Raw genomic sequence first — 20,302 nt, forward strand, 5'->3', positions numbered from 1 at the left:
TTTACCTCCCTCGAACCGTGATCGTTTCAACGGCATTTCTCAAGTATCCACTGGGATTCCATCTTGCGCTGAATCGCTGAGATTCTCCAATCCTGTTTATGGCGAGACTTTGGAGTTGATAAGACTGTCCGGCCACGGGAGTAAAGTGGGTTTCCCAGGGGCGGAAGCTATAGTCTCCATAATCCTGTCCTAATTTTGCCCGTTTCCACTGTTGGCCGCCATCTATCGAGACGAGGACCTGATCAATGCCATATCCTTGGTCAAACGCGATACCTTTCACGCGAGTTGGTCGTCCTCCTTCGAGAGTGGCACCATTCTGAATACTGGTGATGAATGACCGGACGGTCATGGTGCTGATCGGAACCGTGTGCAGCGGTTTTTGTCCGGGCTCGACGCAGGCGCAGGGATCCGCGGGAAGACGGTAGGCATGTTTCATCCAAAATTCCTCATCCACAGCGTTGAGAACTTCGATATCGTTCAACGCTTTGATCCAATAGGAGGCGTACCATCCCGGGACCACCAGTCGAAGAGGATATCCGTTTAAATAGGGCAAAGGTTCATCGTTCATCGCATAGGCAACGATGACGTCTTTTCGCGCAGCATCATCGAGATTCAATGATTTTCGGAAGTCAGGCGTGACATCGGCGACGGCTGCATCCAACCCATCGAATCTGACTTGAACGGCTTTATCCCGAACTCCTGCCTTCTCGAGCAGATCCGTAAGACGTACTCCGGTCCATTTGGCATTACCCATGGCACCGTTCCCCCATTGTCCGCCGGGAACTCGCGGGCTGAAAAACCCCCGGCTATTGCCCCCACATTGGCAGACGGCCGTGATGCTCACCTGTTCGAAGTCTTCTTTGAGGCTCTGTAGACTCAACGAGAATGGATGATCGACATGGCCGTGGATCGTTAAGTGAAATTTTTGAGGGTCAACATGTGTGGGGATGTTGGCTAAATGCCAACGAACAAAGAAGGCATCATTAGGAGTCAAGATGTGATCATCGAAAATATGGAAAGGTGTTTCAAGTTGAGGGGGACGGGTTGTCAGCACCATCAACGGTCGTTTCTGGGGAAAGGAGACGAGAGGACGACGTCCTCGATCAAACGGAAGAGTGACGGATGTCGGCGCCTCATCAGCGCGAATTGGCCGGACACCGAATAGCAACGATCCCCCCAAAAGCACTCCAGCCTGGAGCAGCCGTCTTCGGCTCAACGAATGTTCGTACGTTGATTGTATTTTGATGGGTTGTGCGTGCATGTCGTCTCAACTAGGCTCTTAGTGCGTATCATTTCGACGAGACGAACGGCCGCGTTTCTTTTCTCCTCATCCATTCGGGTAAGAAACGCAGCCGTCTTCGTTTCGCGCTATCATTATCTGCTGACGACTTTCTTCGGCTATCTGGTCTTGTGGACGATGGCAACAAGGGCCAATGTATCGAAAATTATCTTATTTGGCTAGTGTTCGAATGTAATGAATGAGTTGCCAAATTTGATCATCAGGCATTCCGGCAAACGCCATCATACCTGTCCCGGGCGATCCATTCTTGATAATCCAGAACATTTGTCCATCAGAAATGTCTTTCATGGTTTCTCCACACGTAAAGTTTCGTGGATGTGGGTTTAAGGCTGCGCCCATCGGGCCATTCCCATCGCCCGCTTCCCCATGGCATTGTTTACAGGCTAATGGAGTCGCTGTTTCCTGGAACAGAGTTTTTCCCGCTTTCACGTTCGCCGGAGAGGGCTTCAGTGGATTCGTCATTTTGCGGAATTTTCCAGGAGCTTGTTTCGTCTGACGCGGTTGTGGGCACACGCCTGACACGCTTGCGTTGCCTCCTGTCGCCGCAACTTGCTGCCCGCCCTTAAACGTCGCCTTCAAATAGGCAATCACGTCCGCCACTCCCTGTTGGCCAATCGTCAGTCCCCAATACGGCATGCTGGGTGACTTCCCGACACTACGGCCTCCATGATAAATCACGTTGTAGAGGTACTCCATCGGAAGTTTATCGAATGGTATATTGGCATGGACGGCTGGCTTCGGACTTAAGCCTGAGGCTGCCGGGCCATCACCTTTTCCAGTGGCTCCGTGACATTGCGAGCAATATTCTTTGTACAGAACTTTTCCACGGTCTACGCTTGCATTCGTGAATTCCTGGCTTTTCCATGGTTCATAATATGTGAAATCTTTCACGCCTAACGTCATCAGATATCCGATGACGCTTCGCAATTGCGGTTCCGTCGCGTCGGCCAAAAACTCTCCACTGTGTGGGGTAAAGTCTTGCGGGTTAATCCCAAAACGGAACAACCAGTCTTTATCGTATCGATTGCCGGAATCGGCAAGATCGACACTTTGCGGTCCTCCGACCAGTTGCCCATTTTCTTCGATCGTGTGGCATCCGATGCAGGCATGTTCTTTGTAGATAAATGCTCCGTCTTTTACGTCCTTCTTCGTGACTTTCGTGACATCGAACGTGCCGACCGTCACGCGGGAATCTTTCAGATTTTTTTCGAAATAGTCGGCGATGGCTTCGGCTTCCTCGTGCGAGACGGCGATATGTGTGTCCGGCTTTTCTGACAGGTCCCATCGATACCCCTTCGCGTATAACATGGGTTCTTTGCCGGTCAGCCAGCGAATGAGCCAATCACGCTGATATTTACTCCCTCCCCACATCAAGTCGGGGGCTTTGAGATCAAAACGGCTTTCGGGTTCACCTTGAAACTTGTGACAAGTGGAACAGAGGTTGTTGACGAGTGTTTTCCCATCGTGTTCTGTACTTCCCAAACTGAGAGTGGGGCTGAAAAGGATGGCGGAAATAACCATCAATCCGATAGGCCAAGCCGAAAATGAATGACGAACCTTTCGCATCGTATGAAACATCGTACCAGCCTCCTTTAAAGCAAAATGTTCATGGAATGATTGTTTTTACTGAGCAAAGTCATACAGTATTTTGGGGTCGTCGTAGCCTGGGCCATGTGAGATGTCTCACAATTCTTCGCTTAGTCGACGTACCCAAGAATTACCAAATTCGGCGCCTAAAAGTATATGACGCGTCCTGAACCGGAAAAGATCGTACGATATGTGGTGACTCTCCCCTAAAACGAGACCGGGAATGATTGCTGTGAAACGCATCTTCATGGAATTGTCCTCTGTAACGTTTGCGTTCATTTCTCACTCATTTAAGGGACAGATTTTTCTTGTTCTTCTCATCGTTCGGTTGTTGAGTCAGAGGGTAACTCAATAGACCTCCTGTAAGGTTATAGACATGTTCGAACCCATGTTGCAGGAGAATGCGGCATGCCAGGTATCCGCGCAGCCCGACGCGGCAGTAGACGATCGTTTCCTTGCTCTGGTCTAAGTCGTCAAGATGCTCGCGGAGATTATCAACGGGTATCAGTTGTGCGTGAGGAAGATGTTCTTCGTCAAATTCATGAGGACTGCGTACATCGAGAAGCTGGATGTCCTGATTGGCTTCAAGTTTGCGTTGCAGGGCCTGAGTCGTGATGGTCTGCACTTCACCCCGTAACGTATTGGAGGCCACGAATCCCGCCATAATGACAGGACCTTTGGCGGAATTAAATTGCGGGGCATAGGCCAAATCTAAATTTTCCAAATCTTTAACCGTCATGTTCGCCGTCAGCGCGGTCGCCAGCACATCTATCCGTTTATCCACCCCCTGCTCGCCAATCGCTTGAGCCCCCAGGAGTCTTCCAGTTTTGTGTTCAACAACCAGTTTGATATGAAGTTGTTCTGCGCCGGGGTAATACCCTGCATGATCGAGGGGATGGGTAACAGAGGCAAAATACTCAAATCCGTGAGCCTTTGCGTCCTTCTCCGCTAATCCTGTTTTCGCGGCGATGATTCCCATGGTCTCAACAATCGCTGTACCCAAAGCTCCTGGAAAGCGCAAATCACCACCCGCGGCATTGGCTCCCGCCACGCGGCCTTGTTTATTAGCCGGACCTGCCAGCGGAATGCGAGTGGGGATGCCAGTGACGAGATGTCGAACTTCAACGGCGTCGCCTGCCGCGTAGATATCGGCGTCTGAAGTTTGCTGACGATCGTCGACGACGATTCCTCCCGCATCACCGATCTTCAACCCCGCTGTGCGTGCGAGCGTGAGTTCTGGGCGCACTCCAATCGACAAAATGGCGAGATCCATCGAAAGTCGACGTCCACTCTGCAGTTCTGCTTCGAAGGCTATGCCATTCTGACACCGAAAGGCTTTGATCCCATCGCCCTCGATGAGACGCAGGCCTCTTTCGCACAGATGTGAAGACACCAGCATGGCCATATCGGGGTCAAATGGAAGCAGAATTTGATCGGCCATCTCGACGACCGTGACGTCCATGTTGAGGTTTTTTAATGCTTCAGCCGTCTCCAGGCCGATGAACCCCCCTCCAACAACGATCACCTGTTTGGATGCAGATTTTTCCAAATATCGTTTGATCGCGTCTGAGTCAGGAACCGTCTTCACGGTAAAGATGTTCTTCGCGTCAATGCCTGGCAGGGGAGGGACGATCGCGCCTGCGCCAGGAGACAAGATGAGCTTGTCGTAGGACTCGGAAAAGAGCGTTCCCGTTGTGATGTCTTTGACGTTCACCAGCTTTTGATCGCGGTCGATACTCAACACCTCATGTCGAACACGGACGGCGACACGAAAGCGTTTCCAAAAACTCTCTGGCGTTTGAAGCAAGAGGTCATCACGATCGGAAATAGTTCCTCCGACGTAGTAAGGTAAGCCACAGTTTGCGAAGGAAATAAACGGACCACGCTCAAACAGGACGATTGTCGCGGCTTCATTGGTGCGACGGGCTTTTGCTGAAGCGCTCGCGCCACCCGCAACGCCACCGATAATGACGATTTTCATAATGCGTCTGCGTCCTGAAATAGCATGGCGTTGTTAATAGGCGATTTCGTGGTTATTGAAAGGTCATCATATAGGCCGTGATGGCGTAAATATCTTCTTCCGGAAGAGGCGGCTTGGGAATATAGGCTCCGCTATCAGGAACGAAATCATCCGGATTGAGATTGAATCGGTAAACCCAATCGCCCTTGAGGCGACTCCCCATGGCCAAGAGCGACGTACTGGATTTGCCACCCGTATACCCTCGGCGGTTTTTGGCCGGAGTCCAGTGACAGTTGGCGCAGGCATGTTCCTGGTATAACTGCTTTCCTCTCGAAATTTGCTCAGCGGTGCCGGGTTTGACTTTTCCCTGTGCAATCCGTGGATCTGTGAGTTTTGACAAATATTGAGCGACGGCTTGAGCCTTGTCGGCTGAAAGAGCGAGGTGGGGATTTTTCCGCTTCGGATTAGAATCGTACCCAAGCGGATAGAGCTTTTGTTTGGGATTTTGCAACCATCGTACGAGCCATGCCTGGTTGTATTTATTCCCGGCCCAGGTAAGATCAGGAGCGAGTTTGTTCCTTCTCGCCGTCGGGGTTCCCTCGATTCGATGACAGGCGGTGCAGGTGGACTGGACAAGACGTTCGCCAGAATCCTCGGCGAATGCCGTTCCGCCTAATCCGTTGAAGAAGCCAATGGCAATGATGATTCCACGAATGATGTTGGTCATGGAGCTGGTGTCCCTGTTGTTTCTTGTTCACCTTGTCCTGCTTCTGATGTACTGACGTGTGTTACCGGTTTGGGTCTCTTCATGGGAATCGTCATATGAAATGAGGTGCCGACATTTTCCTCACTTTCAACCCGGATGGTTCCCTGATGGACATCGATGACATCCTTGACGATCTTGGTTCCTAATCCTGTTCCGCCAACTTTTGTACTGATGGCGTTTTTGGTGAATAGCCGGTCTCGAACCTCTGGAGGCATGCCTTTGCCTGTATCGGCGACCGTGAGTTCCAGTGTCTCGCCGTTCGGGCTCACTGAGCCTTTGATCGTGACGGAGCCGCCGGAAGGGACTTCGGGAATGGCATTCCCGATCAAATTGTAGAGAGCGGCAAAGAGCCGTCGCTCGTCAGCTTCGATGACCGGTAACTGTTCGATACCGTTGGTGAGAAGACGGACATCCCGTTCTTTCGCGGAAATCTGGAGAGATTTGAGGACCCCTTTGATCACTTCATTGACATGGCAAGGTGCGAAATGGGGTTCGCTGGTCACACCCTTGACGGCATCGGCAATTTCACGCACACGGTCTTGGATTCGTCGGGCATTCGAAGTAATCATTTCCGTCAGCTCTTTACAGGTCTTCTCACTCGTATGCTTTTTTGCCGCCATCGTGCTCGCGTCCATCGCGAAGATTTCCGTGAGTTCATCTTGCAGAAGACTGGTCCCTGTGATGACGGGCATGAGCATGTTTTTAATGTCATGTCCGACATTCCCGAGCACGCGGGTCACCTCGGCCAGCTTGGCAGCTTCCAGGAGTTTTGCGGCCAGACGTTTTTGCTCGGTAATATCCTGAAATGTGACGACTGCTCCGATTAATTGACCCGCCTCATTCCGAAGAGGAGTGCTGCAATACTGGGCAGAAAAACTGCTTCCATCCCTGCGCCAAAACCTCTCATCGGTTCCCCTGTGGACTCTGCCGTCTTTATAGGCTCCATAAATGGGACATTCCTCGTGCGGGTATGGGCTGCCGTCCTCTCGAGTATGGTGCCACAAGGAGTGGCTGGCCTGTCCCAATAGTTCGTCGGCTGAGTATCCGAGCATAACTGCCGCGGCTGGATTGACGAAGGTATGCCGTCCCTCGAGATCCAGACCGAAAATACCCTCTCCTGCAGAATTGAGGATATATTCATTTTGTCGTCGAAGGTCTGTGATCGTTTGTTCGGCTACTCGACGGCTCGTGATGTCTCGAAATGTCACGACCGCTCCAGTACTGTTTCCGGAGTCATCGAGAATGGGCGTGCTGGTATATTCCACGGGAAACGATGTGCCGTCCTTTCGCCAGAACACCTCCGTATCGCCATGGTGAACGCGTCCAACTTTGTAGGCCCCATAAACAGGGCATTCTGTATCAGGGTAAGGAGAGCCGTCTGCATGGGTATGGTGCCACAAGTCATGACTGGCGTGTCCGATCAGCTCATCTTCGGTGAACCCAAGCATTCTTGTTGCCGCCGGATTCACGAAGGTATGTCGTCCTTCCAGGTCAAGCCCCAAAATGCCTTCTCCGGCAGCATTCAATATTAAGCCATTAAGATTCTTCGTATCGCTCAAGTTCCAACTCCCTTCGTGAAAATATGGCCTGGGACATTACAATCGTGTCCTCCAGATAAATGATTCAACTAGGCGCTGCGTAAACTGTTCAGTTAACGCAGGGCCATAGCTCCATGGGTTAAGGACGTTTGGCTTCTCGCTGCGCCATGGCCTTCGCTACTGATGCTAAGAGCTTCTCCTTGTCGACCGGTTTGACCAGATAGTCGACGAGTCCTTGCTTGATCAGTTCAGTCGCAGATTCCAGGTTTGGATATCCAGTCATGACAATCAGGGAGACACTTGGAAACTCTTTTTGAAAAAACTGAATGGCTTCCAGTCCATTGACTTTCGGCATATTGATGTCTGTGACAATGACGCTAAGCAGCAATGGGTTTTCACCGCTCCTCGTCCGTTCAATCGCTTCCTCTCCGTTGGCGGCTTCGATCACGGTATATCCAACTTTTTCAAGGGCCATCCTGGCGACTTTTCGCACATCCGCTTCATCATCAACCACAAGCACTAATCCTTCAGACGCTTGCCCTCCAAACATTCCTGCTGTCATGGTGTGCCCCTGTTCAACTGACATGAACGACCTCCTCGCTGAAAATGTTGTTTGTGAATGAAACTTACCGTTTTTTCTTCTCTGTGGTCTTGAACTAGCAATGAAAGTGCCAACTGTCGTTATGACTGGCAAGATGAAGTAAGGGGCATTTTTTCAAGGCATTTTCTCATCTTCGGGTACAAGCTTCTTAATGACTGCTGCGTCGAGTTAATTCAATACGTTAAATGTTACGTTAACGCGTTAACCATAAGAGAGGCAGGAGGCGTGAAAGGGGATTAGGGTATGTGATAGCGCATGCTGTTGGGTTCTTCTAGGATGAACGGATGTTCGTTTTTATTATCCTGGACTATGAGCTGTTTGAGCTTCGTGCGAGAATTTTGGACTTTTGACCGTCATCACCGGTATGGATGAGTGACGCAAAACCGCAGTCGTGACACTACCCATGATTAAACGTCGTAAGCCTTGCCGTCCATGCGTACCCATGACAATGAGGTCAGCCCCTACGTCCTTTGCCGATTGAACAATGGCTTCAGGTATCGGTTTGGTTTTGATCAGATAGTTGGCCGTGAGTCCCTGTCGAGTCATCGCCTCCGTGAGCTGGGTGATGCGCTGTGTGACATGTTCCCGGTGTTGACGATCTTCAACGGGATGACTCAAGGTGAAATCTAAACTATATGAAAGCGGTTCCAACACATGCATTAAGGTGATGGATGCATCCACGTGTTTTTCCAGATTGTCAACATATTCGTATGCATCGAGAGAACAATCTGAAAAGTCGACGGGAAGAAGGATGTGGCGCGGGGTGACGTCAGCGGCAGTCATGTGTTGTGTTTCCATATTGCTGATATCCCGAACGCTCAAGACAGGACAAGGGGCCTGGTGGATAACGCGTTCCGCAACGCTTCCCATCATGACGCGATCAAATCCCGTCCATCCATGTGTACCGGTGACAATCAGATCGGCTTGCGATGAGAGTGCGAATTGTGTGATTTGATCCGCCTGGCTGCCTGCCAAGAGATGAGACTGTACGTCAGAAAGAGTTTTTTTGGCTTCGAGGACGAGAGAGGCCAGTTTGGCTTGTGCTGCTTTTTTCTGCTCCTGAATATAGAGATTTGCGACCGTTGAATCTAAGTCGACTTCATGTAGGACGGACAGCACATGCACGATGTCGATAGCCGCATCGCACATATTCGCCCACGTCAGGGCGATGTGCAAGGTGCGAGAAGACGAGGCGGAAAAATCTGTCGCGAACACTATACGGCGAATGTGGTGTTTCATGGCATGCACGTCTTCAGTCGTCTGCCCCCTGCCAGGCGTTTACACAGTTCCCGCGCTTAATAAAAGGATTTCGCCTTTCATGTCAGGGTGAATGGAACACTGAAATTCATATCGTCCCGACTCTCGGATCACAAAACGAAAGGTCACCTCATGGTCAGGCTCGATGAATGCGCCGCCGACATCATTGCCGTAAGCCAGAACCCCGGCGCTTTCGACTTGTGTGTTGGTATGCTTGAAAATTGATGAACCAAAATCATGTCGGACCGTGTCTTCGTTCGTCACATGAATAACGGTGTGGGCATGTAGTTGAAGCGGCGTTTGTGTGGCTCTGAATTCGAAGTCCGTAATCTTCACATCGACACGTTGTTCGGGTTGCGCGCCGGTGGGAGAGAAGACGCCCATGCTTAATACGACGGCCGTGAGCATTCCGCCGACAATCATTCTCGTTGAGGTGTGTAGTCCGATCATCATGGTCCTCCTCAGGGCTATGAATAGGCACGTTATCCTGGAACTGTTTGTGGGAGTAGAAGATGTTCCTCCAGCTTCGATGGATGATGGAGGTCTCGTTGGCAATGCATTTATCTCTCAGCCGTAGTCAAAGACTTTACCTGACTGTCGGATGAGAAGCCAGTCTCTCCGTTAATGACACCATGCAAGAATTTTACTTGTCTGTGGCCTGATCAACAATATGCACGATTACTTATCCGCGAGCCAATGACAGGTCTGTTCGTGATAGCCGTTTGCAATAGCTTCCGTCTGGCTCAACGTTGTCCCGCGCGGAGTTTGTCGTCTATATCGATTGGCACGTATTGGGATTCGCTCTAACCCATATGACCTCAGCCAGGTTCCAGCAGACACGATCATCACGAACATGATCAACTCACTGACACTGAAGAGGGCCGCTGTCGATCAACAGACATAGATCGTCGAATGCGTGGCTGATCTAAGGTCGAGCTGTCTTCTCATGGCTCAGCGGATTAGTAGCGGCATATCACGATCATGAAGAGCTTCATTGGTACAGCCCTCAGAGACAATTGGATTCTTGGTGCCTTGGCCATTCTCAGGAACTGGATCTGTGGAAGGTTGCCACAGCATGCTAGTCGGTCGGTGGGGTAGAAAGCCACAGTGAGTCTGTATACACGATACTTTCAAGGGAACGCTCACATGGTTTCAATGTAGCGCAAAAAAATGCAGGAAATGTGTCGAGAGGATGTTCAGGCCCGCGCTGATTATGTGGAGAACTTATGACGATTTGAAGACATTATCGCACGATCAAGACTGGACAATGAGCCTGATGAAGGACGCTATGGGAAACACTGCCGAGGAAAAAACGAGACAGGCCTTTCCGCCCATGTGAGCTCATCATAATCATATCGGCCTTGTTGGATTTTTGTTGTTCCAGGATGGCAAAGGAAGGGTTGCCGAGTCCAATATGACTTGAGGCAGGATAGCCGAGCGTTTCAAGCATCGTTGTGAGTGCGTCGAGTGTTTTTTGGACATTCGTAATGGCATGTTCTTCTAACAGGGTGTTTTGCTTCAATGTGATTGGCCAAGGAGCCTGTGGCAGTGGCCAGACGATCATGAGTTGGATGTTGACCATTTGACGAAACGGCTTCATCGCCAAAAAATTGAAGGCTATCCGGGCATCCTCTTCTCCTTCAATCGGAAGAAGAATGTTGACTAAAGAAGAGAGAGGAGACTTGAAGACACACGTCGAGCGTGAGGCGTGAAGGACGGTACGATGAGAAACACTTCCCAACAGTAATTCTTCCACGTGTCCTAGGCCACGTGCCCCGAGCATGACCAAGTCGGATTCTGTCGTTAGAGCGGTATCGAGGATGACCTGAGCCGGGGAACCAATTTGATGAATTTGTAACGCTGGGACGAAATCCTGGGGTACTTCCTTCGCTGTTTGAGAGAGTAGGGCATTCCCTTCTTGACGCAGACCTTCTTCGATATCCTCCTTTACCCGATCCCGCATTTTTGAAGTAATCATCGGATGATCTAACTCTGGCAAGGTTAAGGCATGCACCAACGTGAATTCTTCAGGCGGCCTGAAATGTGCAAGAGCCTGAATGGCATACGTTGATTGAGTTGAGCCATCGACCGCCACGAGTATTTTCATCAGATGTTTCCTAAGGCGCTTCCTAAATCCAAGATTGATGGTCAATGACTAGATAAATCAGCAAAAGCAGTGCCAACGATTAAAGGGGAAATTGTTGTTGTATTTTGCTACAGTCATGTGATGCTCGGAGTAATGAGCTCTGTCTCCTTACCTTCCTAAAATCATCCCCGGGCCATGATCACGCTGCCTATTGTGGGCACATATGTCGAGAGGACGGTCGGAAGACGGATTGATCGTGAACTTTTACGCTTTTAGGTGTTGTATGACTCAGGATGAAAATAGAATTCTTATCGTTGATGATGATCCAGACATGCGTAATTTGCTGCAAGATATCTTGATCGATCAGTCCTATCATGTGGGTAGCGCCCGGGATGGTCAGGAGGCTTTGCAAAAACTTGAATGTGAGCCGTACACGTTGATTCTTACGGACTTGCGTATGAAGGGGATGGATGGATTATCGCTCCTTCAAGAGGTCACCAAAACCCACCCTCAATGCAATCTGATCATGATGACGGCCTTTGGGACGGTTGAAACGGCCGTTGAAGCGATGCGGCAAGGCGCGTTCGATTATCTCACGAAACCGATTAAGACCGAGGAGCTCCTCGTCACGGTTGATAAGGCCATGCGGGAGGCGCTTTTACGCCGTGAGGTCGAACAGCTGAGAAAGCAGGTGCGTCGTGAATTTTCATTCGATCAGATTTTAGGTAAAAGCAAGCCGATGCGGGACGTGTTTGATCTCGTTCGCAGAGTGGCTGATTCCCAAACGAATATTCTGATCACGGGAGAAAGTGGAACAGGAAAAGAACTGGTCGCGAAAGCCATTCATTTTAATAGCCAGCGAAAATCCGAATCGTTCGTTCCTGTCAATTGTGCGGCGATTCCTGAACAGCTGCTGGAAAGCGAACTCTTTGGCCATGTCAAAGGCGCGTTTACCGACGCGAAATCCGATAAACGCGGTCTGTTCGAGGAAGCCCAAGGCGGAACGCTTTTTTTGGATGAAATTAGTGAACTCCCGTTAATGCTGCAGGCCAAATTGCTTCGGGCCGTACAGGAGCGTGAGATACGGCGTGTCGGAGCCACTCGTTCGAGCCCGATTGATGTTCGGATCATCGCGGCAACGAACGTGAGGTTAGCGGAAGCCGTCAAGGGTAAAAGCTTTCGTGAAGACCTCTATTATCGTTTAAATGTGATTGAAATTCGTCTGCCGCCTCTTCGGGAGCGAAGAGAAGATATTCCGATTCTCGTACATGGATTGTTGGAAAGAAGCCGGGCGGCTCAACAGAAGAATATCCACGACATTATGGAATCGGCGCTTGTTCGGCTCCTCGACTACCCATGGCCAGGTAATGTTCGTGAGCTTGAAAATGTCATCGAGCGAGCGGCGACTCTGGCGCAGCAAGATCGCATTACATTAGACGACCTCCCTCCAGTCATTCGTGAAGTGCGTGGAGAAGGACAACTGATTGAAGATGCGGTTGATCGCTTGCTTCCTTTGGATGAGCTGGAACAGCTCTACATTCGTCGGATTCTCGACAAAATGGGTGGAAACAAGTATCAAGCAGCCCAGACTCTCGGAATCGATCGAAAAACTCTCTACCGAAAATTGGGTGAAATGGTCGCGAAGGAACACGTGTAACATTTCCATTCGTCAGATGTCACCTCCATCCCATGACGAACGGCTCAGACAGGAACTAGAAACTCTTCGAACAGAGTTGGCTGAACTTCGAGCCGTTCAACGCAGACACGAACAGACAGAAGCCGGCTTACAGGCTCTTGAGCTTCAATTGGCTGGCATTATTCACTCCGCCATGGATGCGATTATCACGGTCGATGCCGAGCAGCGTGTGGTGCTCTTTAACGTGGCCGCCGAAAAGATGTTTGGGTACCAAGCTGCCGACATGCTTGGTGCCCCTCTGGATCGGTTGATCCCCGTACGGTCGCGGCCAGCTCATCAACACTATATTCACCAGTTTAGTCAGAATCACAAAACCGGCCGCCGCGTGGGTAATTTAGGAGCGATCTCAGGACTTCGGGCCAATGGTGAGGAATTTCCGATTGAGGCTTCGATTTCGCACGCCGAAGTCGGTGGGGACGCACTTTTCACGGTCATTCTTCGCGATATCTCCGAACGCGTGAAGTCCAAAACGATGTTGCAGGAGACGCAACGCACGCTGACGACCTTAATTAAGCATTTATCTGGAATGGTGTACCGTTGCCGAAATGATCGAGATTGGTCGATGTTATTCGTCAGTGAGGGGTGCCAACAGCTCACGGGGTATTTGCCGGAAGAGTTTTTGGAGCAAGGGACCGTCTCGTATGGTCGCGATGTAATCCTGAAAGATGACCGAGAGCGAATTTGGCAAGAGGTACAAGCGGCGAACGCGAAAGGTTCTTCCTATCAATTGTCGTACCGGATCAAAACGGTGGATGGCTCGATCAAGTGGGTATGGGAGCAAGGAAGCGGAGTAGCAGGCCATGATCAGACCGTCCATGCCTTAGAAGGCTATGTGTTTGACATTACGCAGGAAAAAATTCTTGAAGACCGTCTTCGTAAAACAGAGCGGTTGGCGGAGCTGGGAACGCTTGCATCGGGAATGGCTCATGAGATTGGTACGCCCATGAATGTGATTTTAGGACGTGCGGAATATTTGATGAGAAAAACGACTGACGGCAAGGCAAAAGAGGGGCTGACCACGATCATTACGCAAGTCGAACGCATTACGAAAATCATGAATCAATTACTGAGTTTTGCGAGGAAGCGACCGATCGAACGTTCAGCCATCCATCTGAAAGCAGTCCTTGACAATGTGTTTGACATTATGCATGAGCGGTTCATCAAGCACGGGATCGGTATTGAATTGATCGCCAAAGACCATGTTCCCTCCGTGTTTGCCGACGCCGATCAACTGAGTCAGGTCTTTTTAAATATCTCCATCAATGCCTGTCATGCGATGGCCAATGGCGGGATGTTAACAACTGTCATCCAGAAGTCAGGCCACCATGTCTGCGTATCGATATCTGACACGGGCGAGGGGATTCCAGCTGAGAATCTTTCCCGGCTTTTTGATCCGTTTTTCACGACCAAGCCGGTGGGGGAAGGCACCGGTTTGGGGCTCACCGTGGTCCACGGCATTATTCAAGAGCATGACGGCAGGATAACCGTGGAAAGTGAGCTTGGGCAGGGGACGACTTTTCATATCTTTTTGCCGATATATCCACTTTCGAAATGATATCAGGACTGAATGAGCAGCATCAGCGCTGTTCCCTGAAGCGATAGACTCCTTCGGACATGCCCGGGGGAATCCTCATCATCTTTCACAAGAGGGTGACAGTTAAGGAGGAAGCATGAAGGTTGTATGCGCGGTTGATGGATCGACACATTCATATTGGGCGGTAGAGGCATTGGCTATGCTCTTTCATCAGTCTCTGAAAGAAGTCGTGCTCCTGCACGTGGTGGATGATGTACAGTTAAGGCAGGGGATGAAAAAAGAACGGGCGAGTCCATCCCACATGAAAGAGGTGATAACCGCCATGAATCACGATGGGGAAACATTGCTCAAACACGCGGAGGATCATGCGATTTTCGCGATTAACCAAGCGCATACCAAACCCTTTGTTTCCATTCGGACTGTCTTGGCCAACGGTCATGTGACGAATGTGATTACCAAGCAGGCAGAAAAACGAAAAGCTGATTTGATCGTCATGGGATCACGAGGATTGAGTAACGTTGCCGGTTATTTGATGGGGAGTGTCTCGCGAAAGGTCTTAATGCATGCACCCTGTGCTGTCTTGACAGTCAAAGAGAAAATTCCGGAGAATCCCGATGTCCTCTTGGCCGTAGATGGTTCCAACGCGTCAAAACGGGCGGTGCGCACCTTCCATTCATGGATCTACCCAGAGGGAGTTTCACTTCATGTTCTGTCTGTCGTGCCGCAGTTTCTTGCCGGTATCGGTCCGAACCTCATCGCAAAATCTCACGCCAAGACTTTACTGAGACCATTCCAGCTGCGGGCCAGGGAAATCATCGCGCACTATCGCCAGTTTTTCTTGAAAGACGGATACCGGGTCACGGTCTCTGTCAAGGAAGGCGAGCCAAGAAAAGTGATCCTTGAGCAACTTGAAAGTCAAAAAGCGAACCTAGCCGTCCTGGGATCAAAGGGCTTAACGGGACCTGAGCGGTTTCAAATGGGTAGCGTGTCCGAATGGGTATCCGATTATACATCCTGTTCGACGTTAGTTATACGTCCTAGCGTGAGATGATAAGAGGTAATGCCGTAATCCGGTGCAGTGAGCATCGACCCCATCACGTGGCATCTTGGGATTGCACGAAGAATAAATGCTCGAGGACCTGAATGCCCAGAATCGGTCAGGGGGAGGCTAGTCCGGCATGTCAAGTATGTCAGGAGTTTTGACTTAGAGATAATTATCGACTAAGTAATGAAGGATCCAACGATATCCCAAGGAGGCAAATCGAGTGTGTCTTAAAAAACAAGGCCGGCGTTTTGAAGGTCGTGTATTCATCATCAGTGTGGTCTTCGCATTGGGGCAGTCATATTCATTAAATGCGGAATCTGTCCCGAGTGATCTAGCCTCTAAGTGTTCCGGCCCATTTCAACATCAATCCATTCCTCCCAACATTCTTCAGCAAACCCTCAAGGCCCACACCGTTTGGTTAAAAGATTCAGAGCACCCGAAAGGTCAGCGGGCGAATTTATGTCAAGCTGATTTGACGAGAGCTGACTTACGGGAAGTGGATTTGAGTGGGGCGAACTTGCGCGGGGCCAATTTACAGCAAGCCAATTTGAACGGTGCCTTGCTCGTCAAGTCTGACCTTCGAGAAGTCAACGCACAAGATACGTCCTTCTATGCGGTGAGCATGCAAGGGGCCAATCTTCAGGATGGGTTTTTTCAGGGGGCTGATTTTCGTAAGTCGAATCTTCATCATGTCAATTTCGGTGGCGCCGATTTACGGTTGGCCAATCTTGCCGAGACCGATATGCGCCTCGCCAATGTTCGAAACGTAGAAATGGAAGAAGCCTATCTCGTTGATGCCAACCTGCAGGAGGCGAATATGACTGGGGCGAACCTTTTTCGTGCAGACCTTCGTGGGGCAGTGATGGAGCGTGCACTGCTGGTCGACATCGAACTTCGTGAAGCGGATTTGTATCGAGCCAATCTGTCGGAGGCGGATATGCGGAATGCCGATTTGAGAGCCGCCAACGTGAGTCTGGCCAATCTCAGCGAAGCCAACCTTTCGAACGCGAATCTTCGGGAAGCCACATTTGAACGATCGGTCTTGTATAAGACAAATCTTCAACGAGCCAACTGTACAGAAGCCAGTTTTCAAATCGCCAATTTCTTGCAGGCCGATTTGTCCTATGCTGATTTGCGCGGAGCATCATTTGATGAAGCCTATATGGCGAAAGCCAATCTGCACGAGGCCAACCTTGCTGGAGCCGACTTGGCATGGAGTAATATGGTCGATGCTGATCTACGCCAGGCCAACCTTGAACAAAGTACGCTCTATAAAGCCAACCTTCAAGATGCCAAAGTTGATAAGTCCCGTTTTTACGGGGCTGATGTACGCGGGACTGATGTTCGGGGCGCTTCGTTTCGAGAGACGGATTTTCGTGGAATGACCTTGGAAGATGTGAAGGGCTTGACGCAAGACCAGCTGGATGAAGCATGCCTCGATGAACGAACGGTCCTGCCAAAGGGGCTCTCCAGACCTTCTCTGTGTTCAAAGTGATTGATGCGGACCTGAGCGAGACGGTCATTCATCTGATTCGACAAGGCACGTGACGAAGCCATGTTTGTCGTGTGGAATGAGGGGGGAATTAAAGCTCCGTATGTGTCAGGGGCCATTCGGAATCGAAAGGTCCGGAAAGTTGCCAAATCTCATCCTGTTCAACGTCCTGAGCCACATCATGTGGACCTCGCCATACAGGGACGTGAGTTCACGTCTGGACATATCGCAGATACGTACCGGCAGGGTAGCGAAAAATCTCCTGTAGATCGAAAGCCCGCTATTCTCGCCAGACAGATTATGACGTCCCCCGTCGTGACGCTGCCGATGACGGCCTCGTTTTCCCATGCCTGGGACCTGGTCAAGAATAAACGGTTCCGGCATGTTCCGGTGGTCTCTCCCGAAGGCAAGCTCGTCGGTATTCTGTCCGATCGAGACCTGTTTCGTGCCACGATTGAATTCCTATCCGAGTCGCAGGAAGCCATGACCGAAGCTCAACATGCGTCGATCGATCATATTATGGTAGTCCAGGTACTTTCCGCGACGCCTGAGACGGAGATTCGGGCCATTGCCCGGGTCTTTTTTTACGAACGAATCGGCGCAATGCCATTGGTCAATGATCGCGAAGAACTCGTTGGTATTCTCACTCGCAGTGATATTCTTCGGACGGTCGTCAATGAAGCGCCCTTTGAATTGTGGGTGTGAGGACGAAAATGCGGTCGTTCACGGCCGGTTCCGTGCCGAGCATCACACTCGGTTTTATGTTGAGGGATGGCTTAAGGTCGAGAGTGGAGCCGCAATGGTAACGGGGGTCGATATTCGTTAAGAGTTATTGTGATCTTCGGACAACGAGCACGGAACACGCCGCATGTCGAGCGACCTTATTCGATACGCTACCGATCAAGAGCTTGCGCATGCCTGTCAAGCCTCGTGAGCCCAGGACGATTAATTCCGCCCTAACCCGTTTCGCGCATTTCAGGATTTCATCGGCACTGGCCCCATACGCCAAATGTTCAGTAACCGTGCATGCCTTGTCAGAAAACTTCGAACTGGTGTCATGAAGCAATTCGGCGCCTTTTCTCCCGCGTTCTTGTAATAAACCTTCGGCTGCCTGGGTCAACTCTGCCGGAGATAGCTGAGTTGTCGTGAGCAATTGTTCCGTCTGATAAAAATGCTTTTTGACAGTATGCAAGATCGTCAATCGTGACGAGGGAGAGAAATCGATGCGACGGAGCAGGGCAACCGCGGCCTCGGCATCCGGAGAGCCATCAGTGGCGAGAAGGATGCGCAGGCCTTTGGTTTTCGACTTCATAGCGCGTGTCTGCGGTCTGACGATCAGGGTCGAACAGGGGGCTTCCGCCAGCACCCATTCGCTCACGCTTCCAAGAAGAAATCGGTTGACTCCTCTTCGGCCATGCGTGCCCATGACGACGAGATTGATTCGACGCTTGTCGATCGCCTTGAGAATTTCTCCGCCGGGAGTTCCCACGGAAACAAGCGGCGTGACTGAACGGTCAGACGTTTGGAGATGCTCACTTTGTCGTCGCAGGTCCTCCCAGGCCTTGTCTATATCTTGCTTTTCAATGGCCTTGATGGCTGCGGTATCGCTTCCTCGTCGTAGTTTTTCAGGACTATCGATGACCCTGAGAAGATACAGGGAGGTTCTCGGCGGCAATACGGCATTCCGGATGAATCGAATGGCAGCTTTGCTATGGGGCGAGCCATCAACGGTCAATAAAATTTTAAACGAGTCAACGCGTTTCTTGTGATTCATAGAGACTTCCTTTTGATATCTCGTGAACAAGCAAGCGTGCATCTCCGGCGTGAGAGACCACAAAGTGGAAGATACTGCCGATGGGCATCCTCATGGATGGCTCCAAGTCCGCGTGATTTGAACGTTTCAATGGCGCCAGGTTCATCGTCAGCGGCAGAAAAGATGTATATCAACCGGAGAACGGATTTTCAGACCTCTTCCCCGCTACCCTTTTCTGCCCTTTAATAAGACGACGATACCAATCACCCCGACAACGACAACCAGGACTCCAAATAAAAATACGTCATTCATGAAAAAGCCTTCTTGTAGGATTTATGAATCTTTCGTCTGAGTATGAACGGTATGTTCCAATTCACTGATTCGGTCTAACAATTCGAGGGCCACGGCGACTCCAGCCCAATTGATGCCCAAATCCCTATGCAAGCGTAGCGCGGACGACAGGCGTTCGGCGGCATCGGTCGAGAAAAACTCTTCGCCTTGCATGTTCGTATGCGTGACCTGGATGAGTTCCCAGCTTAAACAGACGTCTAGGAGCTCATGTCCAATGCCTAGACAGGTACATAATTCTTCTCGACGGTAGGATTCAGGCTGAAAGAGTTCGGCGATAACCTGATCAATATCCGGATTCAGTTCATCAGGCATGGCTAGCCTCCTTGATGAGATGGGCTCTGGGATTCGGGTGATCGATGGCTTTCAATTGTTCGTACAGCTGTTGTTCTTGTGTGCTTATCTCAGAAGGCATGATGATCTGAAGAGTCACGATCTGATCGCCATGCTTTCCGTCACGTGAGGGTAAACCCTTCCCGCGTACTCGCATTTTGCTATTGGCTTGACTATTTGGCGGAATTTTTAAACGAACGGAACCTGTGAGCGTGGGGACTTCCACTTCAGTTCCAAGCGCGGCTTCCCATGGCCATAATGGGAGCGTGACGACAAGATTGCTGCCTTGTCGTTGAAAAACCGGATGCGGCGAGGCATGAATGCGTAAATACAAATCCCCCGAGGGGCCGCCTCCTCGACCAGGTGCTCCCTTCCCTTTGACGCGAAGTCGCTCCCCGTCTTTCACGCCTTTTGGAATCCGAACATCAATGGTATGGGGCTTACCTTCCGAATCTGATAATTCCAGCCGGCGTGTCGTTCCCGTAAAAAAATCTCGCAGCGGAAGTTCAACCGTTGCTTCAAGATCTGCTCCAGGCATTGCAAAGCCCCGAAAAGAGGCCCCCTCTTTTTTGGCTTGTTTTCCGAAAAGCTCTGAAAAGAAATCGCTATAATCGCCTTCTTTCCCCTGAGAATAGAAGGTTTCCCATCCTCCCTGAGGTCCGCGTGCGTCGGCTTCTTGCTGGGCACGCTGATAGGCTTCGGCTTCTTTCCACTGAAAACCAAATTGATCGTATTTTTTCCTGCTGTCCTCATCGCGTAAGACCTCGTAGGCCTCATTGAGTTCTTTAAACTTCTTCTCCATTTCCACTTTTTGAGGTCCGGGATGAAGATCAGGGTGATATTTTCTCGCTAAACGACGGAAGGCTTTTTTGAGCTCTTCAGCCGTGGCGGTTTTAGAGACGCCGAGCACATCGTAATAATCGCGTGGAGTGGAGGTCATTGTGTTGGTTATTCCTCTAGTGTTTGCATATCTACGATCCAGATAACCTCGATATGCTGTCACGGT

The 20,302-nt window shown here is 50.5% G+C and carries 17 protein-coding genes and 1 pseudogene; 5 read left to right on the forward strand and 13 right to left on the reverse strand.

Annotated elements, in window-relative coordinates; translation table 11 throughout:
• Position 1: 1 nt before the first annotated feature.
• The 9 genes from MRJ96_13810 to MRJ96_13850 form a co-directional block, all read right to left on the reverse strand.
• The gene (locus MRJ96_13810; protein ID MDR4502520.1) at positions 2 to 1,261 is read right to left on the reverse strand and encodes a molybdopterin-dependent oxidoreductase; all 1,260 of its coding nucleotides are present in this window, start codon (positions 1,259 to 1,261) and stop codon (positions 2 to 4) included.
• Positions 1,262 to 1,450: 189 nt separating this feature from the next.
• Positions 1,451 to 2,878, reverse strand: a complete 1,428-nt coding sequence (locus MRJ96_13815) for a c-type cytochrome (protein MDR4502521.1) — start codon at positions 2,876 to 2,878, stop codon at positions 1,451 to 1,453.
• Between the two features lie 295 nt (positions 2,879 to 3,173).
• Positions 3,174 to 4,868, reverse strand: a complete 1,695-nt coding sequence (locus MRJ96_13820; GenBank protein ID MDR4502522.1) for an FAD-dependent oxidoreductase — start codon at positions 4,866 to 4,868, stop codon at positions 3,174 to 3,176.
• Positions 4,869 to 4,920: 52 nt separating this feature from the next.
• Entirely contained in the window at positions 4,921 to 5,574 is a 654-nt protein-coding gene (locus MRJ96_13825; protein MDR4502523.1) for a cytochrome c, read from the reverse strand.
• Positions 5,571 to 7,172, reverse strand: coding sequence for a PAS domain S-box protein (locus MRJ96_13830; protein MDR4502524.1), 1,602 nt, complete (start codon positions 7,170 to 7,172; stop codon positions 5,571 to 5,573). The genes MRJ96_13825 and MRJ96_13830 overlap by 4 nt, the downstream gene beginning before the upstream one ends.
• 118 nt (positions 7,173 to 7,290) lie before the next feature.
• Entirely contained in the window at positions 7,291 to 7,737 is a 447-nt protein-coding gene (locus tag MRJ96_13835) for a response regulator (protein ID MDR4502525.1), read from the reverse strand.
• Between the two features lie 312 nt (positions 7,738 to 8,049).
• Positions 8,050 to 8,991, reverse strand: a complete 942-nt coding sequence (locus MRJ96_13840; GenBank protein MDR4502526.1) for a universal stress protein — start codon at positions 8,989 to 8,991, stop codon at positions 8,050 to 8,052.
• A 39-nt stretch (positions 8,992 to 9,030) separates the two neighbouring features.
• Complete coding sequence (locus MRJ96_13845; protein ID MDR4502527.1) at positions 9,031 to 9,462, reverse strand: hypothetical protein; 432 nt, start codon at positions 9,460 to 9,462, stop codon at positions 9,031 to 9,033.
• Positions 9,463 to 10,252: 790 nt separating this feature from the next.
• Positions 10,253 to 11,116, reverse strand: a complete 864-nt coding sequence (locus tag MRJ96_13850; GenBank protein ID MDR4502528.1) for a universal stress protein — start codon at positions 11,114 to 11,116, stop codon at positions 10,253 to 10,255.
• A 262-nt stretch (positions 11,117 to 11,378) separates the two neighbouring features.
• Here MRJ96_13850 and MRJ96_13855 point away from each other — a divergent pair, with 262 nt between their 5' ends.
• The 5 genes from MRJ96_13855 (at position 11,379) to MRJ96_13875 (ending at position 17,567) form a co-directional block, all read left to right on the forward strand.
• On the forward strand, positions 11,379 to 12,752 hold the full coding sequence (locus MRJ96_13855) for a sigma-54 dependent transcriptional regulator (GenBank protein MDR4502529.1): 1,374 nt from the start codon (positions 11,379 to 11,381) through the stop codon (positions 12,750 to 12,752).
• Positions 12,753 to 12,768: 16 nt separating this feature from the next.
• Positions 12,769 to 14,346: a PAS domain S-box protein gene (locus MRJ96_13860; GenBank protein ID MDR4502530.1), complete on the forward strand. Its 1,578-nt coding sequence runs from the start codon at positions 12,769 to 12,771 to the stop codon at positions 14,344 to 14,346.
• Positions 14,347 to 14,461: 115 nt separating this feature from the next.
• On the forward strand, positions 14,462 to 15,376 hold the full coding sequence (locus MRJ96_13865) for a universal stress protein (GenBank protein ID MDR4502531.1): 915 nt from the start codon (positions 14,462 to 14,464) through the stop codon (positions 15,374 to 15,376).
• Between the two features lie 214 nt (positions 15,377 to 15,590).
• Positions 15,591 to 16,865 (forward strand): pentapeptide repeat-containing protein, encoded by a 1,275-nt coding sequence (locus MRJ96_13870; protein MDR4502532.1) that lies wholly within the window; start codon positions 15,591 to 15,593, stop codon positions 16,863 to 16,865.
• Positions 16,866 to 16,925: 60 nt separating this feature from the next.
• On the forward strand, positions 16,926 to 17,567 hold the full coding sequence (locus MRJ96_13875) for a CBS domain-containing protein (GenBank protein MDR4502533.1): 642 nt from the start codon (positions 16,926 to 16,928) through the stop codon (positions 17,565 to 17,567).
• A 124-nt stretch (positions 17,568 to 17,691) separates the two neighbouring features.
• On the opposite strand, the gene MRJ96_13880 is transcribed toward MRJ96_13875, so the two are convergent.
• The 4 genes and pseudogenes from MRJ96_13880 to MRJ96_13895 all read right to left on the reverse strand — a co-directional run bounded on the left by MRJ96_13880 (position 17,692) and on the right by MRJ96_13895 (position 20,236).
• On the reverse strand, positions 17,692 to 18,636 hold the full coding sequence (locus MRJ96_13880; protein ID MDR4502534.1) for a universal stress protein: 945 nt from the start codon (positions 18,634 to 18,636) through the stop codon (positions 17,692 to 17,694).
• Positions 18,637 to 18,948: 312 nt separating this feature from the next.
• Positions 18,949 to 19,278, reverse strand: a complete 330-nt coding sequence (locus tag MRJ96_13885) for a chaperone modulator CbpM (GenBank protein MDR4502535.1) — start codon at positions 19,276 to 19,278, stop codon at positions 18,949 to 18,951.
• Entirely contained in the window at positions 19,271 to 19,834 is a 564-nt protein-coding gene (locus MRJ96_13890; GenBank protein MDR4502536.1) for an HSP40/DnaJ peptide-binding protein, read from the reverse strand. Before MRJ96_13890 ends, MRJ96_13885 begins: the two co-directional genes overlap by 8 nt.
• 180 nt (positions 19,835 to 20,014) lie before the next feature.
• A pseudogene (locus MRJ96_13895) lies at positions 20,015 to 20,236 on the reverse strand (DnaJ domain-containing protein).
• Positions 20,237 to 20,302: the final 66 nt, after the last annotated feature.

The organism is Nitrospirales bacterium (genome assembly GCA_031315865.1).
In the GTDB taxonomy this organism is placed as follows: Bacteria; Nitrospirota; Nitrospiria; order Nitrospirales; family UBA8639; genus JAGQKC01.

Bases quoted from the DNA above. Each gene is read 5' to 3' on its own strand.
- MRJ96_13880 (MDR4502534.1), bottom strand. From the start codon at position 18,636: ATGAATCACAAGAAACGCGTTGACTCGTTTAAAATTTTATTGACCGTT.
- MRJ96_13820 (MDR4502522.1), bottom strand. From the start codon at position 4,868: ATGAAAATCGTCATTATCGGTGGCGTTGCGGGTGGCGCGAGCGCTTCA.
- MRJ96_13885 (MDR4502535.1), bottom strand. From the start codon at position 19,278: ATGCCTGATGAACTGAATCCGGATATTGATCAGGTTATCGCCGAACTC.
- MRJ96_13860 (MDR4502530.1), top strand. From the start codon at position 12,769: ATGTCACCTCCATCCCATGACGAACGGCTCAGACAGGAACTAGAAACT.
- MRJ96_13875 (MDR4502533.1), top strand. From the start codon at position 16,926: ATGTTTGTCGTGTGGAATGAGGGGGGAATTAAAGCTCCGTATGTGTCA.
- MRJ96_13890 (MDR4502536.1), bottom strand. From the start codon at position 19,834: ATGCCTGGAGCAGATCTTGAAGCAACGGTTGAACTTCCGCTGCGAGAT.
- MRJ96_13855 (MDR4502529.1), top strand. From the start codon at position 11,379: ATGACTCAGGATGAAAATAGAATTCTTATCGTTGATGATGATCCAGAC.
- MRJ96_13865 (MDR4502531.1), top strand. From the start codon at position 14,462: ATGAAGGTTGTATGCGCGGTTGATGGATCGACACATTCATATTGGGCG.
- MRJ96_13845 (MDR4502527.1), bottom strand. From the start codon at position 9,462: ATGATGATCGGACTACACACCTCAACGAGAATGATTGTCGGCGGAATG.
- MRJ96_13840 (MDR4502526.1), bottom strand. From the start codon at position 8,991: ATGAAACACCACATTCGCCGTATAGTGTTCGCGACAGATTTTTCCGCC.
- MRJ96_13825 (MDR4502523.1), bottom strand. From the start codon at position 5,574: ATGACCAACATCATTCGTGGAATCATCATTGCCATTGGCTTCTTCAAC.
- MRJ96_13835 (MDR4502525.1), bottom strand. From the start codon at position 7,737: ATGTCAGTTGAACAGGGGCACACCATGACAGCAGGAATGTTTGGAGGG.
- MRJ96_13815 (MDR4502521.1), bottom strand. From the start codon at position 2,878: ATGTTTCATACGATGCGAAAGGTTCGTCATTCATTTTCGGCTTGGCCT.
- MRJ96_13810 (MDR4502520.1), bottom strand. From the start codon at position 1,261: ATGCACGCACAACCCATCAAAATACAATCAACGTACGAACATTCGTTG.
- MRJ96_13850 (MDR4502528.1), bottom strand. From the start codon at position 11,116: ATGAAAATACTCGTGGCGGTCGATGGCTCAACTCAATCAACGTATGCC.